Raw genomic sequence first — 15,323 nt, forward strand, 5'->3', positions numbered from 1 at the left:
AGGTCAAATGGCACACTGGCAACTGTGATTAGAGTTAGACTGCCAAGCTAGACCGGCAGCTTTCAAGTTTTGTTGCACAAGTTCAAGGATGAGTCGAATGCGAAAAATCGCAGTGCTGCTGTTTGCGCTCACCAGCTCAAGTGTTTACGCCGATGAATGGACCTTTGAAACCGGGATTGGCGTGGATTACGGTTTTGCCGGCATTCAAATGGGTTACAACCTTCCGGTAAAAAGCCTAGAGGCTTTTTTGGCGATTGGCCTTAACCAAAGCTTTGCCCGAGATTCAGGCCAGGTGATCAGCGGTGGTGCTGGCGGTAAGCTTTGGGTCAACAAATACATGGCCTTGGTGGCTTATGGCGGCGTGGTGAAATTGGAGAGCACTGGCGGTTACACCCCACCGGGTGAGCCCTCAAGCAGCGAGTACAAAGCCACTCCAGGTGCCTCGCTTGGAGTGAAGTTCTACTTCAGCGGCCGCCGTGAATCCGGCTGGACTTTAGGCGCCAATTACAATCAGTACAAAGGCGGCAGCTACCCCTTTATCAGCGTAGGATACCGATACTAATGAAATCCCTGTTGCTGGCCCTTGGCCTTATTGTTTTTCTGCCCTGCCAAGTGCTGGCGGCAGACATTTACTTAGTGCGTCACGCGGAGAAGCAATTAGATGTCAAAGATCCTGAGCTCACCGCTCAAGGTCAGCAACGCGCGTTGGCGTTAGCTGAGTTACTAAGACAAAAGCCAGTTGAGCGCATTATGAGCTCGGATTATCGTCGCACTCGACAAACTGCAGCCCCGCTGGCCGAGCAACTGGGCCAAACCGTAGAAATCTATAACGCCAAAGACCTGCAAGCACTAGCCAACACACTGCGCGAGCGCGCAGTGACTACGGTGGTGGTTGGGCATAGCAACACCACGCCCGAGCTGGCACTGCTGCTAGGTGCTCCGGATTTTGGCGAGATAGAAGAGAAGAGCGAATACGACCGCTTGTACGTGATTCCGCTGGATAATCCGCAACAGGCGGAGTTGTTGCGCTTTGGGGCTGGTCACTAGTGGCTTTGACTCGAGTCGCTAGCCACTAGTCGCTAACCAACTGCTCCACCAGCCACTGCCCCGCTTTACCCTGCTGGTTGCGCCACAACACCTCGATGGGCCAGCGGTTGCCGGATTGGCCAAAATCGAATTCCAAGTCCACCAGCTGGCCTGATTCAATCAAAGGCGCGGCCAGCTTGGCGGGATACATGGCAAAGCCCACCCCGCTTAATAGCAACTCACGTAATTGATAAAAACGGTCGACGCTTATTACTCGTGAAGAGTGACGCATAGCCTCGCGATACTCGGGTTTGGTGAAAAAGCCCTCAGCCAGCAAAAGCTGTTGGTGTAAATCGAAGTCCTCAATAGCCAAGTGACCCTTGCGTTTAACCAGATCGAACTGCGGCGCGCACACAATCAGCCACTCGAACTCACCAATGGTGGATATTTGAAGCCCCCGCGGTAGGGTGTTGCGACTGGGCGCGATCATCACATCGAATTCATCGTCATAGCCAGACAAGGCCTCAGCATCCAGTACCTTAAGTTCGACAGTCGGGTACATAAGGCTGAGCTCGCGCAGCAGCTCGTTGAACTCGGGGTAATGGGTATAGGGATGCAGAGCAATCGACAGGGACGACTCAACCCCTTGGCTAAGCAAGTCAGCGCTTTGCTCCATTTGTATGATGCGCGGCAAAATATCCAGCGCCTGAAAATACAGGGCCTTGCCTGCATCGGTGAGTACTGGTCGCTTGCCCGCTTGACGCTCAAAAATCACCAAGTCCAAGTCGAACTCTAACGCCTGAATGGTTTTATTGACCGCGGTGTTACTCACTCCCAGCTCGCGAGCGGCGGAAGAAAAGCTACCGTGTTTGGCCACAGCTACCAAGTACTGCAGTCGCTCTGTGGTGATGTGCACAATTCCCCTCCCATTCTGACAAATCAACCTCCAACCTGAAGTTTGAAGTTTTGACACTAACATATTTCGGGGTTGGATTAGAATCTCCTCCATCAGCTAAACCTTTTGAATCACGTCGACGAAAACCCAGTCGACCAAATAGTGGAGATTCCTATGAAACGTTCAGTTATCGCGCTAACCCTAGCCTCAGTTATGACAGCAGGCATGATGACCGCTGGCATGGCCCACGCCGTAGACTCTGCCGGCAAAACTCGCGTAGAAATGGGCGCGAACGAAACCAACCTTCTGCACCCAGACCAAAACCGCTACACCTACAAGCACATGTCTGAGTTCTTGCACACCAAGCAAATTGACTCGGGTGACGTAAAGGATTCAATCGTACTACCGTACGCCAAAAAGCAACTGGGCCTAGAGTTCACTTTCTCCCACCAAGGTAAAACCCTAGAGCTTGGCGAAATGCTCAACAAGCACCGCGCCGATGCCTTTGTGGTGCTGAAAGACGGTGAGATCGTAATGGAAGAGTACTTCGACGGTCAGACCTACCGCACTCAACACCAAATGATGAGCGTGACCAAGTCGTTCACCGGTATTCTAGGCGCAACTTTGGTAGCCGAAGGCAAACTGGACCGCGACGCGCTAGTGAGCAAATACATCCCTGAATTGGCCGACTCAGCCTTTGGCGATGCCACCGTTGGCCAAGTACTGGACATGACCAACAACCTTAAGTACTCAGAGCACTACGAAGATCCAAACGCCGAAGTGTTCCAGCACGCCAAAACCGTTGGTCTAACTCCAATGGAAGAAGGTTACCAAGGTCCTAAAACCATTCACGACTTCCTAAAAGGTCTGAGCAAAGACGGTGACCGTCCACACGGCCAAGAGTTTCACTACCTGACCGCCAACACCGACGTGATTGGCTGGTTGATTTCAACCGTTGAAGGCAAGCCTTACAGCGATGTACTAGAAGAGCGCATTTGGTCAAAAATCGGTGCCGAGCGCGGTGCATACATCATGTCTGACGCGGCTTCAGTTGGCTTAGCTTCTGGTGGTCTAAACGGCATGGCTCGCGATATGGCTAAGTTCGGTCAAATGCTAGCTGACGGCGGTAAGAACCTACGTGGCGAGCAACTGATTCACCCAGATGCAATCAAGTCTACCGAACAAGGTGGTAACCCAGCGAAGTTCGCCAAGGGCGGTTACAGCTACGACGGCGCAGTCCTGGAAGGTTGGAGCTACAAGAACCAGTTCTGGCACAGCATGAACGAAAACAAAGCTTACACGGCTTTGGGCATCTTCGGTCAGTGGATCTACGTTGACCCAACCGCCAATGTAGTTGTGGTTCGCCAAGCCAGCCAAGTGGAATCGCTAAACGATCCAAACGATGCGGAAATGCTGTCTGCCATCAACGCCATTATTAAGGCGCTGGACTAATTCACAACTTTGGTCATCCTGGCAGGAACTATGGGTGGCCATCTACAACAAAGGGGAGCCAATCGGCTCCCCTTTTTTCTTGTTAACTTAGTCTGTTACTGAGCTTTACAAGGCGAGAATACCGCTCGGTTTAGGCCCTGGCTGGCTTGCAACACAGTGTCGGCACACATGGTTTGGGTGAAGTCCACTGTGTCGTTGAAGTTGTAGCCAATTTGCTCACGAGTGTCGTAGTTGGTGAACAAGAAATCACCGTTGTCGTGGTTGTAAACAAACTGAGTCCAAGTGGCGTAAGTCTCGCCGTTTACAGGGTCAATTAGGTCTTGTGGAACCAGGTTACCCGTGTTGTAGGTGCTTAGTAGCTTACCGCGAGTTTGTGCCCAGCTAGCGTCTTCTTTGAAAGTCACGTGCTTGGTGTTAAACAGGCCACGCAGGTTGCGGTCTAGCGAGCTGATTGAGCTTGGAATGCTCTTAGCTTCTAGGTCGTTCAGGTTAGCTTTAGCAACATAGGCACGGTGGTCTTGCTGCAATGGCGAATTGGCCATTACGCGCAAATCAGATTTCACATCACCGCGGTGAACCACCATTTTGCCGCCTTCGTTCAATTGCAGCAGTGCAATGTCGCCCGACTTATCGTGAATAGAGATGTGCAAACCGTGCTGAGCGCCGTGCAAACCATCGGCCCATGCAATTTGCCATTCGTTGTTGTTAAAGGCATTTACCGCTTCTTCGGTGGTCGCATAGGTTTCGGTGATGTAGCGGATGACATCAAGGAAGCTAAGCGCTGGTGCACCTGTGTCTTTGTAGTCTTTGATGAATACTGCTGAGTCGTACATGTACAGCAAAGACGCACCCAGACCTTCAGAGTTGATGGCATCAGAAGCCACACCGCCAAACACGTCCCACTCCATTTGCGCAATGGCGTGATACTTGGTGGTCCAGCTCATGGCACTCTTGTAGCTTGGAGTTTCAGAGACGTTTTTAATGCCCACAGGGTTTACTTGTGCCACGTTGCCCAGCTGATCACCCCAGTCCAAAGAGCGAACGGTCGATACACCGTGCGGTGTGTCCAGAGTGATGCGTGAACATGCGTTAGCAGCGCCAGTCATGGCAGCGATAGAAGCAGCAGCGATAGTGATGGCGGCGATTTTGTTAAGTTTGAACATAGTCTTTAAACCTCGTGTGAGCGTTTGGCTTGCTGAATAAAAAATGAGCCTGCTTGGCTTTGAGGTCATTATGAAGGTTTTTATGTATACTCAAAGCGTCTAAGGCTAGGGTTTAACCCGCCAAAAAGTGAGAGTAGTAGTCGATAGCGCCCAACCTAGAGGAATCGTCCTATGGCTTATTCAATGGAGCAGCTACAAGCCTTTGTAGCGATTGTCGAGCAAGGCGGCATTCGCCAAGCCGCAAGAACTCTCAACAAACACGCCTCGACCGTGCGCGAGCAACTGACGGGGTTTGAAATAGACACCAACCTCGAGCTATTTATTCGCCATCCAAAATCCCTAGAGCTCACCGAGCAAGGGCGCGACTTATACCAGTTTGCTAAAGCTGTGCTGCGCGAGAGTTTGCACCTAGAGCAAAGAGTGGAAAGCTTAGGCCAAGGGACGCCTGCCCGGCTGACCATCGCCATCGATACCGGCCTGCGCCAAGCGCGACTCAATCAAATCATGGCCGAGCTGTTGGATGCCTTTCCGGGGATTGATTTAAAAGTGCTTAATGGCGACACCCAACAAGTACAAGCTTGGGTACTTAGCGGCGAGGCAGACGTGGCGCTGTGCTTTTCCACTATTCACCTGGCCGACAAACTCTCTTCGGTGCGTGGCTTTAGCTTTGAGGTGACACGGGTGGTGGCCAGCGATTTCGATTGCGCCGATACGGTTAGCATTCACGACTTGCGCGGCTGGCGGCAGATTACTTTTACTTTCTTTAGAGAGTCGGGGTTGGAGTTAGCGGACGTCACCAGCCATCAGGTGATTGAGTGCAATAACGCCGAGCAGATCATAGGACTTATAAAGCAAGGGGTGGGCTACGCCCATTTGCCTAAGTTTCGCTGTTTGGATGCGATTGAAAGCGGTGAGCTTAAGACGGTGTCTTTGGCCAACGAGAAACCCTGGTATTACTTTACCGATATTCTGTGGTTAGAAGAGCGCCCCATGGATGCCGCTAGTCGAATGTTCATTCAAAAAGTGCAGACACTGGATAATTGCTAGTCGACCATTGCTCGATCGGAAGTCAAAAAGCCGGAAGCCAAAAAGCCGAAACCAAGCTCACAACGACTTCATCTACCAAAAAAAAGCGGCTTTCCTCAGAAAGCCGCTTTGCGTTTTGCCTGTATAAACAATTTACTTGGTTGGCATTGGCAAGATTTCAAACATGCCATCAAACTCATCTAGAGTTGCCGCAAGCTTTCCAATCAGCTCGCCATTACCTTTGACCTTTGCTTCACCGGATTTCAGCAATTCCTCAAGGGTCACTTGGCCTAATACCACTTTGGTCAGGTCCGCCTTGCTGATCTCCAGAGTAACGTCGGTTGTAGGCAACTGATCCACTTGGATGTTGGCCATATTGGCGTTAGAAACCTCGGCGTAGTAGCGCTCATCCAAATCTGGGTGAATCAGCCCCAGATTAAAGTTCAAACCTGCCGCTTCGGCTTTCTCAGCGTTTAACTTAACCGCGATAAAGTCGAGGAACATGCCGGTTGGCGTGTTGGCGATCACGTCCGCTGAAGCCAGCTTGATAGATGGCTCAATTTTGCCAGTTCTCAATTCAACCGCACCTTGCAAATAAGAGTTACGCCAGGCCATGGTTTCCGATTGATACCCTTGTTGTTCAAAGCTATCCGCTAACGCATTGCGATACGTAAAGTTATTCGGGTCGCATTGCACTAAGTCGTTAAACAGCTGCGATGACTCTTGATAGTTACCATTGTCGAAGTGCTTCATACCCGCTTTGTACAGCGCATCTTCGCCGGCAGCTTCTACATAAACACAAGATTTTTCTTGGGTTTGTAGTGGGTTGGTGTTTACCGGGTTCATATCGTGGTAACCCAAGTACAAGTTCACTACGGCACGAGCGTTATGGCTGTATGAGCCGTGATAGCCGTTGGTGTGCCAGGTATCCAGCTGTGATTGCGGCACAATCTTTTCAATCTCGCGGCCCACATCGCTAATGGTGACACCGTGGTTTGCCAAGCGCATCGCCTGATTGTGGACAAAGCCATAGTTGTCACGTTGCAGCGTCATGTACTCGGCGATTTCATTGACCTCTGTGCTTGCATCATTCCACACAGGCGCAGAGTGAGCCGCATGAATGTTGTCGACCAACCCAGTGTCCACAAAACGCAGCTTAAGCTCGGTTAGGTACTTGGTCCAAATCAGCGCATCACGCACCTTAGCGCCACGGAAGGTGTAGATGTTGTGCATGCCGTCGTAAGTCAGTTCGGCGGTATTAAGCGAACGGTACTCAGGCACATACAGCACAATTTCAGCAGGTGCTTCGGCGCCAGGCATATTAATCGCGTGGAACTCTAACCCATCGATTGTGATGCTAGCTTCGCGCTCTTGAATCTCAACGGTTGGCGCTACCAGGGTAACTTTGCCACGAGAGGTTCCCAAACCTAAGGCGTTATCCACAATACCTGTGGTGCTGTTTTCCAGCGTGGTGCCGTACTGATAATTCGCTCGGCGACCCATGGCGGTCCCGCCAATCACATTCTCGTCAGCGAGCTCTTTGATGAAGTCTTTAGGCGCATAAATGGGCGCGTCTTTGACAAAATCTCCCGACTCGAAAACCCCGCGAGAGCCACCAAAGTGATCCGCATGCATGTGGGAGTAGATCATGCCGGTGATCTTATGCTCGCCATTGATCGCAGGCAGGTGTTGCTTGGCAAACTCCCATGAAGCGGCAGCGGCCTCTTTAGACAGCAAAGGGTCATGGATGACGTAGCCGTTGTTGGTGCGATAAATAGTCATATTCGACAAGTCCGCGCCGCGAATCTGATACACGCCGTCGGTCACCTGGTACAAGCCACCAGCGGCGTAATTCAGCATGCCTTGTCGCCAGATGGATGGGTTCACCGAACTAGGAAGCTCATCCACATTCATCTCTGCCATGTACTGAAAGCGATTTTTAAGCTCCCCCGCTGCGTGGGTGCCGAACTCGGCAATAAGACCTTTTTGGGTACGCTCAAACGCTGTGGTGTCCTGCCAAGGTAAGGTCTTAGCGAGTGCTTTATTCGCAGTTACCGTGTGCGCGCTGGCGGGCTTACCTTGGTAATCCAAGCTATTCATTTCGTCAGCTTGCGCGCTGTGCGGCAAGGTCTGCAAACCAACAACAGCGGTAATTGAAAGGGCTATTAGTGACTTTTTCATAAGGTTCTCCAAGTAGCGGAATCAAATCAAAGGTTGAGGCTGTTTCGCCCAACCGAAATCAATGACGCTACTTTAGGAGTTATTATTCATACGATAAACGGATAATATAAATACCAAACATCACTTTTATAAATGGGTTAAGCCATGAAGAAAAAGTCCGACCAACTGGATTTGAATCTATTGCGTATTTTTTTGGCGGTTTGCCAACACCAATCTTTTACTCAAGCGGCCGAGCGATTGGGGATGACCCAGTCGGCCGTGAGCAATGCCATGATCCGCTTGAAAAGTGAGCTGGCAGAAACCCTGTTTATTCGAAAAGGGCGCGGCATTGAGCTGACCGTATTTGCCAAGAGCTTTGAGCAACAGCTACTAGTGTCGATGCAACAAATAGAGCATGTCATCGAGGCACAGCAGCAGTTTGACCCCATGACCACCCGGCGTATTTTTACTGTGTACGCCAACGAATACGCCATGCTAATGCTCTACCCCATTGTTAAGAAGCTTATCGCCCCCTATGGCGCGCGCATTCAATTTAAAATGACGCCGGTCGAAGAGCAGGCCATTTTCGACGACTTAAGCCGACAGCAAGCGGATGTGGCAATTGACCTATTCCCAACCATCCCAGCCGCTTTCGCGCAACAAGAGCTGTCTCGAGAAGAGCTGGTGATTATTGTTAGAAGTGATCATCCGCGAATAACGCAACAGCCCACCAAAGCCCAGTACTACAGCGAGCAGCACGCTGGTTTGATCATGCGCCGCTCTAATCTACACATGGTCAATGCCTTTAGCCCGCAAGTGGTTGCCAGTCGCGACATCGAATGCGAGTGTTCCTCTATCGTCGCTATGATGACGCTATGCGCCCAGACCGATTTGATTGGCGTTGTGCCCAGAGGTTATGCCAGCCAGCAAGCCAAACAATTTGGCTTGAACATCTTTGAACTGCCTATCGAGATGCCAGCGGTGCCACTTAAGATGATTTGGCACAAAGGCATCGCCAACAGCTCAGCGCACCAGTGGTTGCGAGTCATGCTGCAGCAAGCAAGGGATCAGCTGAGTTCGTCTATCGGCTTGTGATACTGAAGGGGCTGTGGCTTGCCTCAAGAAATGGGGATTGGGAAATAGCAAGATTGTTTGAGAGCAATAAAAAAGCCAGCAACCTTGTGTGTAACCCACAGGTGGCTGGCTTTATAAGAAAAGCGCCTTACTTTTGGGAATTAGCCGCCCTGGCTAACAATCACCATTGCAGGACGGAGCAAACGGCCGTTTAGCTCGTAACCTTTTTGCATTACGTCCATCACGGTATTGGCTGGCAACTCAGGGTTAGGCACCATAGAGATGGCCTGATGTTGCTCTGGATTAAAGGCTTCGCCTTTCGGATCAATCGCCTTAATACCGAACTTCTCAACCGTGCTCAAGAATGACTTCAGAGTCAACTCAACCCCTTCGCGAACCGCTTGAGTGGCTTCGTCCGCATCGCCTTGCAGCGCGCGCTCTAGGTTGTCGATAACGCTTAGCAGTTCTTTGGCAAACTTCTCTAGGGCGAAATCTTTGGCCTTAGTAACGTCAATAGCGGCGCGGCGACGAATGTTGTCCACTTCGGCTTTGGCACGAAGTACTGTGTCCTTTTGTTCAGCGATAGTGGCTTGGGCTTCGGCCAATTGTTTGGCAAGCTCAACGGCGTCTAACTCTTGCTCTTGAGAGGCTTCTTGGGCCTGCTCTTGCTCAACTTCCGCTTGGGTTTCATCCAGTTGCGCGTTCTCTTCAGCAATTTCCGGCTGCACATCTTGGCTCGCGGCTTCGGTTTTGCTATCCGTCATGGTTACTCCAGCTAAAACTTGTTTCTTACGTTTGTGAGCTTATTATGGGGATCAAGCTGACCGTTTCAAGGCCTTAAGGTTAAACAAATTTTGTCCAAGCCAAGCTTTCAATGCATAGGTTTGGTGGGTAAGTCCCATCACAACCAAACAAAAGAGACTCTAACCCGCTTATTTCGTTGGTTAAATAAGCGTGGCCATAGGGTGATTGTGGAGCATTCTGCCGCCCAGCAGTTGGAGTTTTTTGTGGAGACTGCCAGCATCAATCAAATCGGTGCTCAGGCGGATTTGGCCATAGTGATTGGCGGTGATGGCAACATGCTCGGCGCCGCGCGAGTTCTGGCCCGCTACGACATTGGCGTTATCGGGGTTAACCGGGGCAACTTGGGCTTTTTGACCGACTTGCCGCCCGAGGGCTTTGAGCCGCAATTAGAAGAAGTGCTCAACGGCGAGTACGACACCGAAAAGCGCTTTTTAATTGAAGCCGAAGTGGTGCGTCAAGGCGAGATGAATTCAAGCTACACCGCCATGAACGAGGTGGTGCTTCACCCAGGTCAAGTGGCGCACATGATTGAGTTTGAAGTGTTCGTGGACGATAAGTTCATGTACTCGCAGCGAGCGGATGGCATGATTGTCTCGACGCCAACCGGCTCGACCGCGTATTCACTGTCTGCCGGAGGTGCGATTCTAACCCCTAACATCGACGCCTTTATTTTGGTGCCCATGTTCCCCCACACTCTATCGGCGCGCCCCATTGTGATTGATGCCAGTAGCACCATCAAGCTACAGGTATCTCCAGATAGTCGAGTCGAGCAAATGATTTCCTGCGACGGTCACATCACTCTGCCGGTTATGGCGGACGACCAAATCGTAATTCGCCGCTCCGAGCAACGATTGCGTTTGATTCACCCCAAACAGCACGATTACTTTGAGGCGTTGCGCTCTAAGCTGGGGTGGGGTTCGCGTCTGTTTTAGGCAGGCTAATCCTAGATAAAGTACCAGACACAAAAAAGGCTGCATTCCCTAAAATCAGGGCAATGCAGCCTTTTTTAGTTAGCCAGCTTTACAGCTTTTGATTCGCCAAATGAATGAAGAAGGCATACTCCTGAGCGCGTTTCTCAAAGCGCTTAAAGCGACCTGACGCACCACCGTGACCGGCTTCCATGTCGGTATCAAATACCAGCATATTGTCGTCGGTCTTAAGCTCACGAAGCTTGGCTACCCACTTCATAGGCTCAAAGTACTGAACCTGTGAGTCGTGCAAACCTGTCGTCACCAAAGTATGCGGATAAGCCTTAGCTTCTACCTGGTCGTACGGAGAGTATGACAGCATGTACTTGTACGAGTCTTCGTTGGCCGGGTTGCCCCACTCACTGTACTCGTTGGTGGTCAGCGGAATGCTTGGGTCACTCATGGTAGTGACCACGTCCACAAAGGGTACATGGGCAGCCACGCCATGATACAGCTCAGGCGACATGTTCATCACGGCGCCCATCAACAAACCACCAGCACTACCGCCAGCCATGTAAACGCGCTTCTCATCGCCATACTTTTGCTCAACCAAGCCCTTAGTCACGTCAATGAAGTCGTTGAAGGTATTGATCTTGTTGAACATCTTGCCATCTTCGTACCATGGACGACCCAGCATTTGCGAGCCGCGAATATGGGCTATCGCCACCACAAATCCGCGATCCATCAGTGATAGCCAGCTGTCCGAGAAGTAAGGTTCGATAGTGGTACCGTACGAGCCGTAACCGTATTGATACAGAGGGTTGGTGCCGTCTTTCTTAAACAGCTCTTTGCGATAACGCAGAGTCACAGGCACCTTGGCACCATCACGGGCCGTCACAAAAATACGCTCGGCTTTGTAGTTCGCCGGGTCAAAATCACCCAACACCTTGTCTTGCTTCTTCAAGGTCTTCGAGAGAGTGTTCAAGTCCACATCGTAAATTGAGCTTGGCGTCGTTGGAGAGCTGTAGCCGATGCGAACCGCAGTGGCATCTAGATTGCCGTTGCCACCCGCTAGGTTGGCCACAAACACCTCGTCATCAAATGCGATGGTCTGAGTCTTGCCAGTGGACATTTGAGTCACTAACAAACGACCTTGGCCCATCTCTTTTTCTTGAACCACCAAGTGGTCGTTGAACAGAGTGAAGTTTTGCAGGTAGACGTCATCGCGATGGGCAATCACTTCTTCCCAGGCTGACTTATCGGCAGTCTTGCTTTGGTGCACCTTCATCAAACGGAAGTTCTTAGCGTTCCAGTTGGTGCGCACATAGTAAGTGTCACCCAGCTTTTCAAAGTCGTACTCCAAGCCCTCTTCGATGGGGTGGAATAACTTCAGCGGCTGGCTGCTATCGTTGGCATCCAAGATCGACGCACCGGTTTTAGTGGTGTGGTCGTGGAAGATATAGATAACGCTATCGTCTTTGGTCTTGCCCAAGTAGGTGTAAAAAGTCGAATCGCTCTCTTCGTACACCAGCTCGTCATCCGCCTGTGGCGTGCCCAGCTTGTGACGATAGACCTGATAGCCCAATAGGGTTTGCGGATCTTTCTTGATGTAGTAAACCGTGGCATTGTCATTGGCCCAAACAATCTGACCACTGGTGCCTTCAAGCTTGTCGTTAAGCTTTTCGCCTGAGCTTAAGTTCTTAAATTCAATGGTGTAAATGCGACGAGAAAGCGTATCGGTGGAGTAAGCCATCAGCTCGTTATTGGTGCTCACCGCGAAAGAACCTATGTTGAAGTACTCGTGGCCTTTGGCCATCTCGTTGCCATCAAGCAGGACTTCTTCAGGGCCGTCTTCGCTGCCCTTGCGACGCACGTATACAGGATACTCGGAATCGCCGCTGTAGCGGCTCTGGTAGTAGTAACCACGCACTAATACAGGCACAGAAGAGTCGTCTTTTTCCACGCGGCCAATGAGCTCTTCGACCAATGATTTTTGCAAGTCTGCCATTGGCGACAACATTTGTTTGGCGTAAGCGTTTTCCGCTTCTAGGTGAGCCAGCACCTCGGCATCGGTACGAGCGTCATCACGCATCCAGTAGTAGTTATCGATGCGCACATCGCCGTGAGCTTCCAACTTGTGCGGGATTTTTTTAGCGACCGGCGCGCTGATTTTCTCGGCAGCAGCCTTTTTCTCTGACATTGAACTTTCTGACACTGGCTCTGTCCCTCCATTACAACCTGCAAGTGACAGGCATAAGATTGATAAAGCGATTCCTGTTTTGTTCATGAAGGATTCCTTTCAAAGGCTTTTTTTGAATTGAGATTGTGCGATTAGCTAGACTACCTGAGCTGACATAAGTTGAATAGATGTGAAATGTAAGAATTTGCCAGCGTCAGAAGAGCGTAAATCTCCTGAAAAATCAGCTACAAAAACCATCAATTCGCAGTTTTTTTGAACAAAGATATTTACTGTATAGGAATACAGTATATACTGGACAGCAATTCACTGTATAAAAACACAGGACGTGAGGGCTCGCCATGCTCTGCCAACTAACGGTTCAAAACTTTGCCATTGTAAAATTTCTCGAATTGGATTTTGACGCCGGAATGACCACCATTACCGGTGAAACCGGTGCGGGTAAATCGATTGCGATTGACGCCCTTGGTTTGTGTTTGGGTCGTCGCGCTGAGGCCAGTATGGTGCGCCCAGGTGCTGCTAAAGCCGAAGTTAGCGCTCAGTTCGACCTCAGCCAAATTCCAGCAGCGCAGGCCTGGCTAAAGGCCAACGAGCTCGATGGCGAAGGCGAGTGCTTACTGCGCCGTTTGGTCAACCAAGACGGTCGCTCCCGCGGCTACATCAATGGCACACCGGTACCACTGGCTCAGCTCAAGCAATTAGGCGAGCTGTTGGTTAGCGTGCACGGCCAACACGCCCATCACGCCCTGGCCAAAAGCGAGCATCAACTGGAGCTTTTGGACAACTACGCCAATCATCAGGGGCTTTTGGACAAGGTGGCGATAAGCTATCGCCATTGGCGTCAGTGCGCCAATCAACTCGAGGCACTCACTCAATCCCAATCTGAGCGTCAGGCGCGCCAACAATTGCTGGCCTACCAAGTGGCCGAGCTCGACGAATTTGCTCCTAGCGACAACGAATACCCAGAGCTGGTGCAAGAGCACAAAACTCTGGCCAACGGCAGCCAGTTACTACAAGCGGCCCAGTCTCTAGTCCAGTTGTTGGGCGAAGATCCCGAGCTCAACCTAGACAGCTTGCTCAACCAAGGCGTGTCCCAATCATCCGAGCTTAGCGAGCTCGACCCGCGTCTAGCCTCGGTGACCGAGATGCTCAACACCGCCCTGATTCAAGTGCAAGAATCTCGAGGCGAGCTCGACGCTTATCTGCAAGATTTAGAGCTAGACCCTGAACGTTTAGCTCAGCTAGAAACTCGCCTTAGCCAATACCACGAGCTTGGGCGCAAGCATCAGGTGCACCCAGAAGCGGTAGCACAAACTCACCAGACCCTAGCTGAAGAACTAGCCGGTCTAAACGGCGAAGACCAGGCTCTCGATGAGCTTGCCCAAGCGCTAGAGCAAGCGCAAAGCGATTACCAAACCAAGGCGCGCAAACTCAGCGAGAGTCGCAGCCGCTTTGCCGCCCAACTGGCCAAGAAAGTGACCAAAAAAATGGCCGAGCTCAATATGCCTAAGGGCCAATTTGAGATCGAGCTGACCCCAGAGCAAGGACGCTCGCCCCTTGGCACCGACGCCATTCAATTCCTAGTGACCACCAACCCAGGTCAACCACTGGCGCCTATGACCAAGGTAGCCTCTGGTGGTGAGCTGTCGCGTATTGGTCTGGCACTGCAAGTACTGTGCTCCAGCAAGAACGCCACCCCTACCCTGATTTTCGATGAAGTGGATACCGGCATCTCAGGTGCGACCGCCTCGGTGGTGGGTAACCTGTTGCGCACACTGGGGAAAACCAGTCAGGTGTTCTGTGTCACTCACTTGCCGCAAGTGGCAGGTCAGGGCCACCAGCAGCTGAAAGTGGCCAAGCAGACCCGCAAAGGGGAAACCCACACCTCTATGATGCCGCTTGACCGCCCTGCTCGTCTTAGCGAACTGGCACGCTTATTAGCGGGTGACACCATTACCGATGTGGCACTGGCGAACGCAGAGCAACTTTTGCTGTCCAACGAGTAACTTTCTCGATAATTGACCCGCAACTTGTGCAAATCGGCCATTTGACCGACTTGTAACAACTTAGGCGGGTCAGTATCATGAGTGGCTTACTGCAGTAGAAGATTCGAAATCTATGATAACTAGAAAACAAATCGGCCAGCTGGCCGCAAGCGGAATTTTGGCGTTCAGCCTGTCCGGTTGTGCCATGGTGGACTGGCTGGTGTACAAGATTGACATCCCCCAAGGCAACTACATGGAAAAGCAGCAGGTAGAACAGCTGCGTATTGAGATGACCAAAGAGCAGGTCGAGTACGTCTTAGGGCGCCCGGTTCTTCGCGACAGTTTTGCCGAAAACACCTGGTACTATGTGTACCACTTCAAATCTGGCCGCAACGCCAAAATCACCAAAAAAGAGCTGATTGTTCGTTTTGAAGACGACAAGGTAGTGGCTGTAGATGGTGACTATGAGCTCAGCGAAAACTTCAACACCCCGTTAGGTACAGGTGAACTGCCAACCGTCACCAGCACTGTGGTTGAAGACGAAGAACAAGATCCAGATGAGCTGCGCAAAGAGCTAGAGCAAAGCCAAGAGTAAGGCTCACGCCCATCAAAAAGCCCAACACGAGTTGGGCT

Annotated in this window: 13 protein-coding genes; 8 read left to right on the forward strand and 5 right to left on the reverse strand. The window is 51.3% G+C overall.

Annotation, left to right across the window (positions count from 1 at the left end):
* Window positions 1-97: 97 nt before the first annotated feature.
* A complete protein-coding gene (locus tag CLC93_RS02730; protein ID WP_095504394.1) occupies window positions 98-562 on the forward strand; it encodes a hypothetical protein in 465 nt (154 codons plus the stop codon).
* On the forward strand, window positions 562-1,047 hold the full coding sequence (locus CLC93_RS02735) for a SixA phosphatase family protein (RefSeq protein WP_095504395.1): 486 nt from the start codon (window positions 562-564) through the stop codon (window positions 1,045-1,047). Before CLC93_RS02730 ends, CLC93_RS02735 begins: the two co-directional genes overlap by 1 nt.
* Before the next feature lie 25 nt (window positions 1,048-1,072).
* On the opposite strand, the gene CLC93_RS02740 is transcribed toward CLC93_RS02735, so the two are convergent.
* Window positions 1,073-1,942, reverse strand: coding sequence for a LysR family transcriptional regulator (locus CLC93_RS02740; protein WP_169902775.1), 870 nt, complete (start codon window positions 1,940-1,942; stop codon window positions 1,073-1,075).
* Between the two features lie 153 nt (window positions 1,943-2,095).
* On the opposite strand from CLC93_RS02740, the gene CLC93_RS02745 reads away from it, so the two are divergent.
* Complete coding sequence (locus CLC93_RS02745) at window positions 2,096-3,373, forward strand: serine hydrolase domain-containing protein (protein WP_141237335.1); 1,278 nt, start codon at window positions 2,096-2,098, stop codon at window positions 3,371-3,373.
* Between the two features lie 95 nt (window positions 3,374-3,468).
* Here CLC93_RS02745 and CLC93_RS02750 read toward each other — a convergent pair whose 3' ends face one another.
* Window positions 3,469-4,536 carry a linear amide C-N hydrolase gene (locus CLC93_RS02750; RefSeq protein ID WP_095504398.1) on the reverse strand — a complete coding sequence of 356 codons (1,068 nt, stop codon included), beginning with the start codon at window positions 4,534-4,536 and terminating at the stop codon, window positions 3,469-3,471.
* A 171-nt stretch (window positions 4,537-4,707) separates the two neighbouring features.
* On the opposite strand from CLC93_RS02750, the gene CLC93_RS02755 reads away from it, so the two are divergent.
* A complete protein-coding gene (locus CLC93_RS02755; RefSeq protein ID WP_095504399.1) occupies window positions 4,708-5,583 on the forward strand; it encodes a LysR family transcriptional regulator in 876 nt (291 codons plus the stop codon).
* A gap of 132 nt (window positions 5,584-5,715) precedes the next feature.
* On the opposite strand, the gene CLC93_RS02760 is transcribed toward CLC93_RS02755, so the two are convergent.
* On the reverse strand, window positions 5,716-7,743 hold the full coding sequence (locus CLC93_RS02760; protein ID WP_095504400.1) for an alkyl/aryl-sulfatase: 2,028 nt from the start codon (window positions 7,741-7,743) through the stop codon (window positions 5,716-5,718).
* A 144-nt stretch (window positions 7,744-7,887) separates the two neighbouring features.
* Between CLC93_RS02760 and CLC93_RS02765 the strand changes: the two genes are divergently transcribed.
* On the forward strand, window positions 7,888-8,817 hold the full coding sequence (locus CLC93_RS02765) for a LysR family transcriptional regulator (RefSeq protein ID WP_095504401.1): 930 nt from the start codon (window positions 7,888-7,890) through the stop codon (window positions 8,815-8,817).
* Between the two features lie 140 nt (window positions 8,818-8,957).
* Here CLC93_RS02765 and grpE read toward each other — a convergent pair whose 3' ends face one another.
* Window positions 8,958-9,560, reverse strand: a complete 603-nt coding sequence (gene grpE, locus CLC93_RS02770; protein WP_095504402.1) for a nucleotide exchange factor GrpE — start codon at window positions 9,558-9,560, stop codon at window positions 8,958-8,960.
* Between the two features lie 87 nt (window positions 9,561-9,647).
* Here grpE and nadK point away from each other — a divergent pair, with 87 nt between their 5' ends.
* On the forward strand, window positions 9,648-10,532 hold the full coding sequence (nadK, locus tag CLC93_RS02775; protein WP_425439834.1) for an NAD(+) kinase: 885 nt from the start codon (window positions 9,648-9,650) through the stop codon (window positions 10,530-10,532).
* An 88-nt stretch (window positions 10,533-10,620) separates the two neighbouring features.
* On the opposite strand, the gene CLC93_RS02780 is transcribed toward nadK, so the two are convergent.
* Window positions 10,621-12,795 carry a S9 family peptidase gene (locus CLC93_RS02780; protein ID WP_095504404.1) on the reverse strand — a complete coding sequence of 725 codons (2,175 nt, stop codon included), beginning with the start codon at window positions 12,793-12,795 and terminating at the stop codon, window positions 10,621-10,623.
* Window positions 12,796-13,046: 251 nt separating this feature from the next.
* Between CLC93_RS02780 and recN the strand changes: the two genes are divergently transcribed.
* Both recN and CLC93_RS02790 read left to right on the forward strand, forming a co-directional pair.
* On the forward strand, window positions 13,047-14,711 hold the full coding sequence (gene recN, locus CLC93_RS02785; RefSeq protein WP_095504405.1) for a DNA repair protein RecN: 1,665 nt from the start codon (window positions 13,047-13,049) through the stop codon (window positions 14,709-14,711).
* Between the two features lie 112 nt (window positions 14,712-14,823).
* Window positions 14,824-15,285, forward strand: coding sequence for an outer membrane protein assembly factor BamE (locus CLC93_RS02790; RefSeq protein WP_095504406.1), 462 nt, complete (start codon window positions 14,824-14,826; stop codon window positions 15,283-15,285).
* The last annotated feature ends 38 nt before the right edge of the window (window positions 15,286-15,323 follow it).

The sequence above is a fragment of the Paraferrimonas sedimenticola genome, from assembly GCF_002282855.1.
In the GTDB taxonomy this organism is placed as follows: Bacteria; Pseudomonadota; Gammaproteobacteria; order Enterobacterales; family Shewanellaceae; genus Paraferrimonas; species Paraferrimonas sedimenticola.

Excerpts from the sequence above, each read along its gene's own strand:
- CLC93_RS02730 (WP_095504394.1), top strand. The coding sequence starts at position 98 with ATGCGAAAAATCGCAGTGCTGCTGTTTGCGCTCACCAGCTCAAGTGTT.
- CLC93_RS02735 (WP_095504395.1), top strand. The coding sequence starts at position 562 with ATGAAATCCCTGTTGCTGGCCCTTGGCCTTATTGTTTTTCTGCCCTGC.
- CLC93_RS02745 (WP_141237335.1), top strand. The coding sequence starts at position 2,096 with ATGAAACGTTCAGTTATCGCGCTAACCCTAGCCTCAGTTATGACAGCA.
- CLC93_RS02750 (WP_095504398.1), bottom strand. The coding sequence starts at position 4,536 with ATGTTCAAACTTAACAAAATCGCCGCCATCACTATCGCTGCTGCTTCT.
- CLC93_RS02755 (WP_095504399.1), top strand. The coding sequence starts at position 4,708 with ATGGCTTATTCAATGGAGCAGCTACAAGCCTTTGTAGCGATTGTCGAG.
- CLC93_RS02760 (WP_095504400.1), bottom strand. The coding sequence starts at position 7,743 with ATGAAAAAGTCACTAATAGCCCTTTCAATTACCGCTGTTGTTGGTTTG.
- CLC93_RS02765 (WP_095504401.1), top strand. The coding sequence starts at position 7,888 with ATGAAGAAAAAGTCCGACCAACTGGATTTGAATCTATTGCGTATTTTT.
- grpE (WP_095504402.1), bottom strand. The coding sequence starts at position 9,560 with ATGACGGATAGCAAAACCGAAGCCGCGAGCCAAGATGTGCAGCCGGAA.
- CLC93_RS02780 (WP_095504404.1), bottom strand. The coding sequence starts at position 12,795 with ATGAACAAAACAGGAATCGCTTTATCAATCTTATGCCTGTCACTTGCA.
- recN (WP_095504405.1), top strand. The coding sequence starts at position 13,047 with ATGCTCTGCCAACTAACGGTTCAAAACTTTGCCATTGTAAAATTTCTC.
- CLC93_RS02790 (WP_095504406.1), top strand. The coding sequence starts at position 14,824 with ATGATAACTAGAAAACAAATCGGCCAGCTGGCCGCAAGCGGAATTTTG.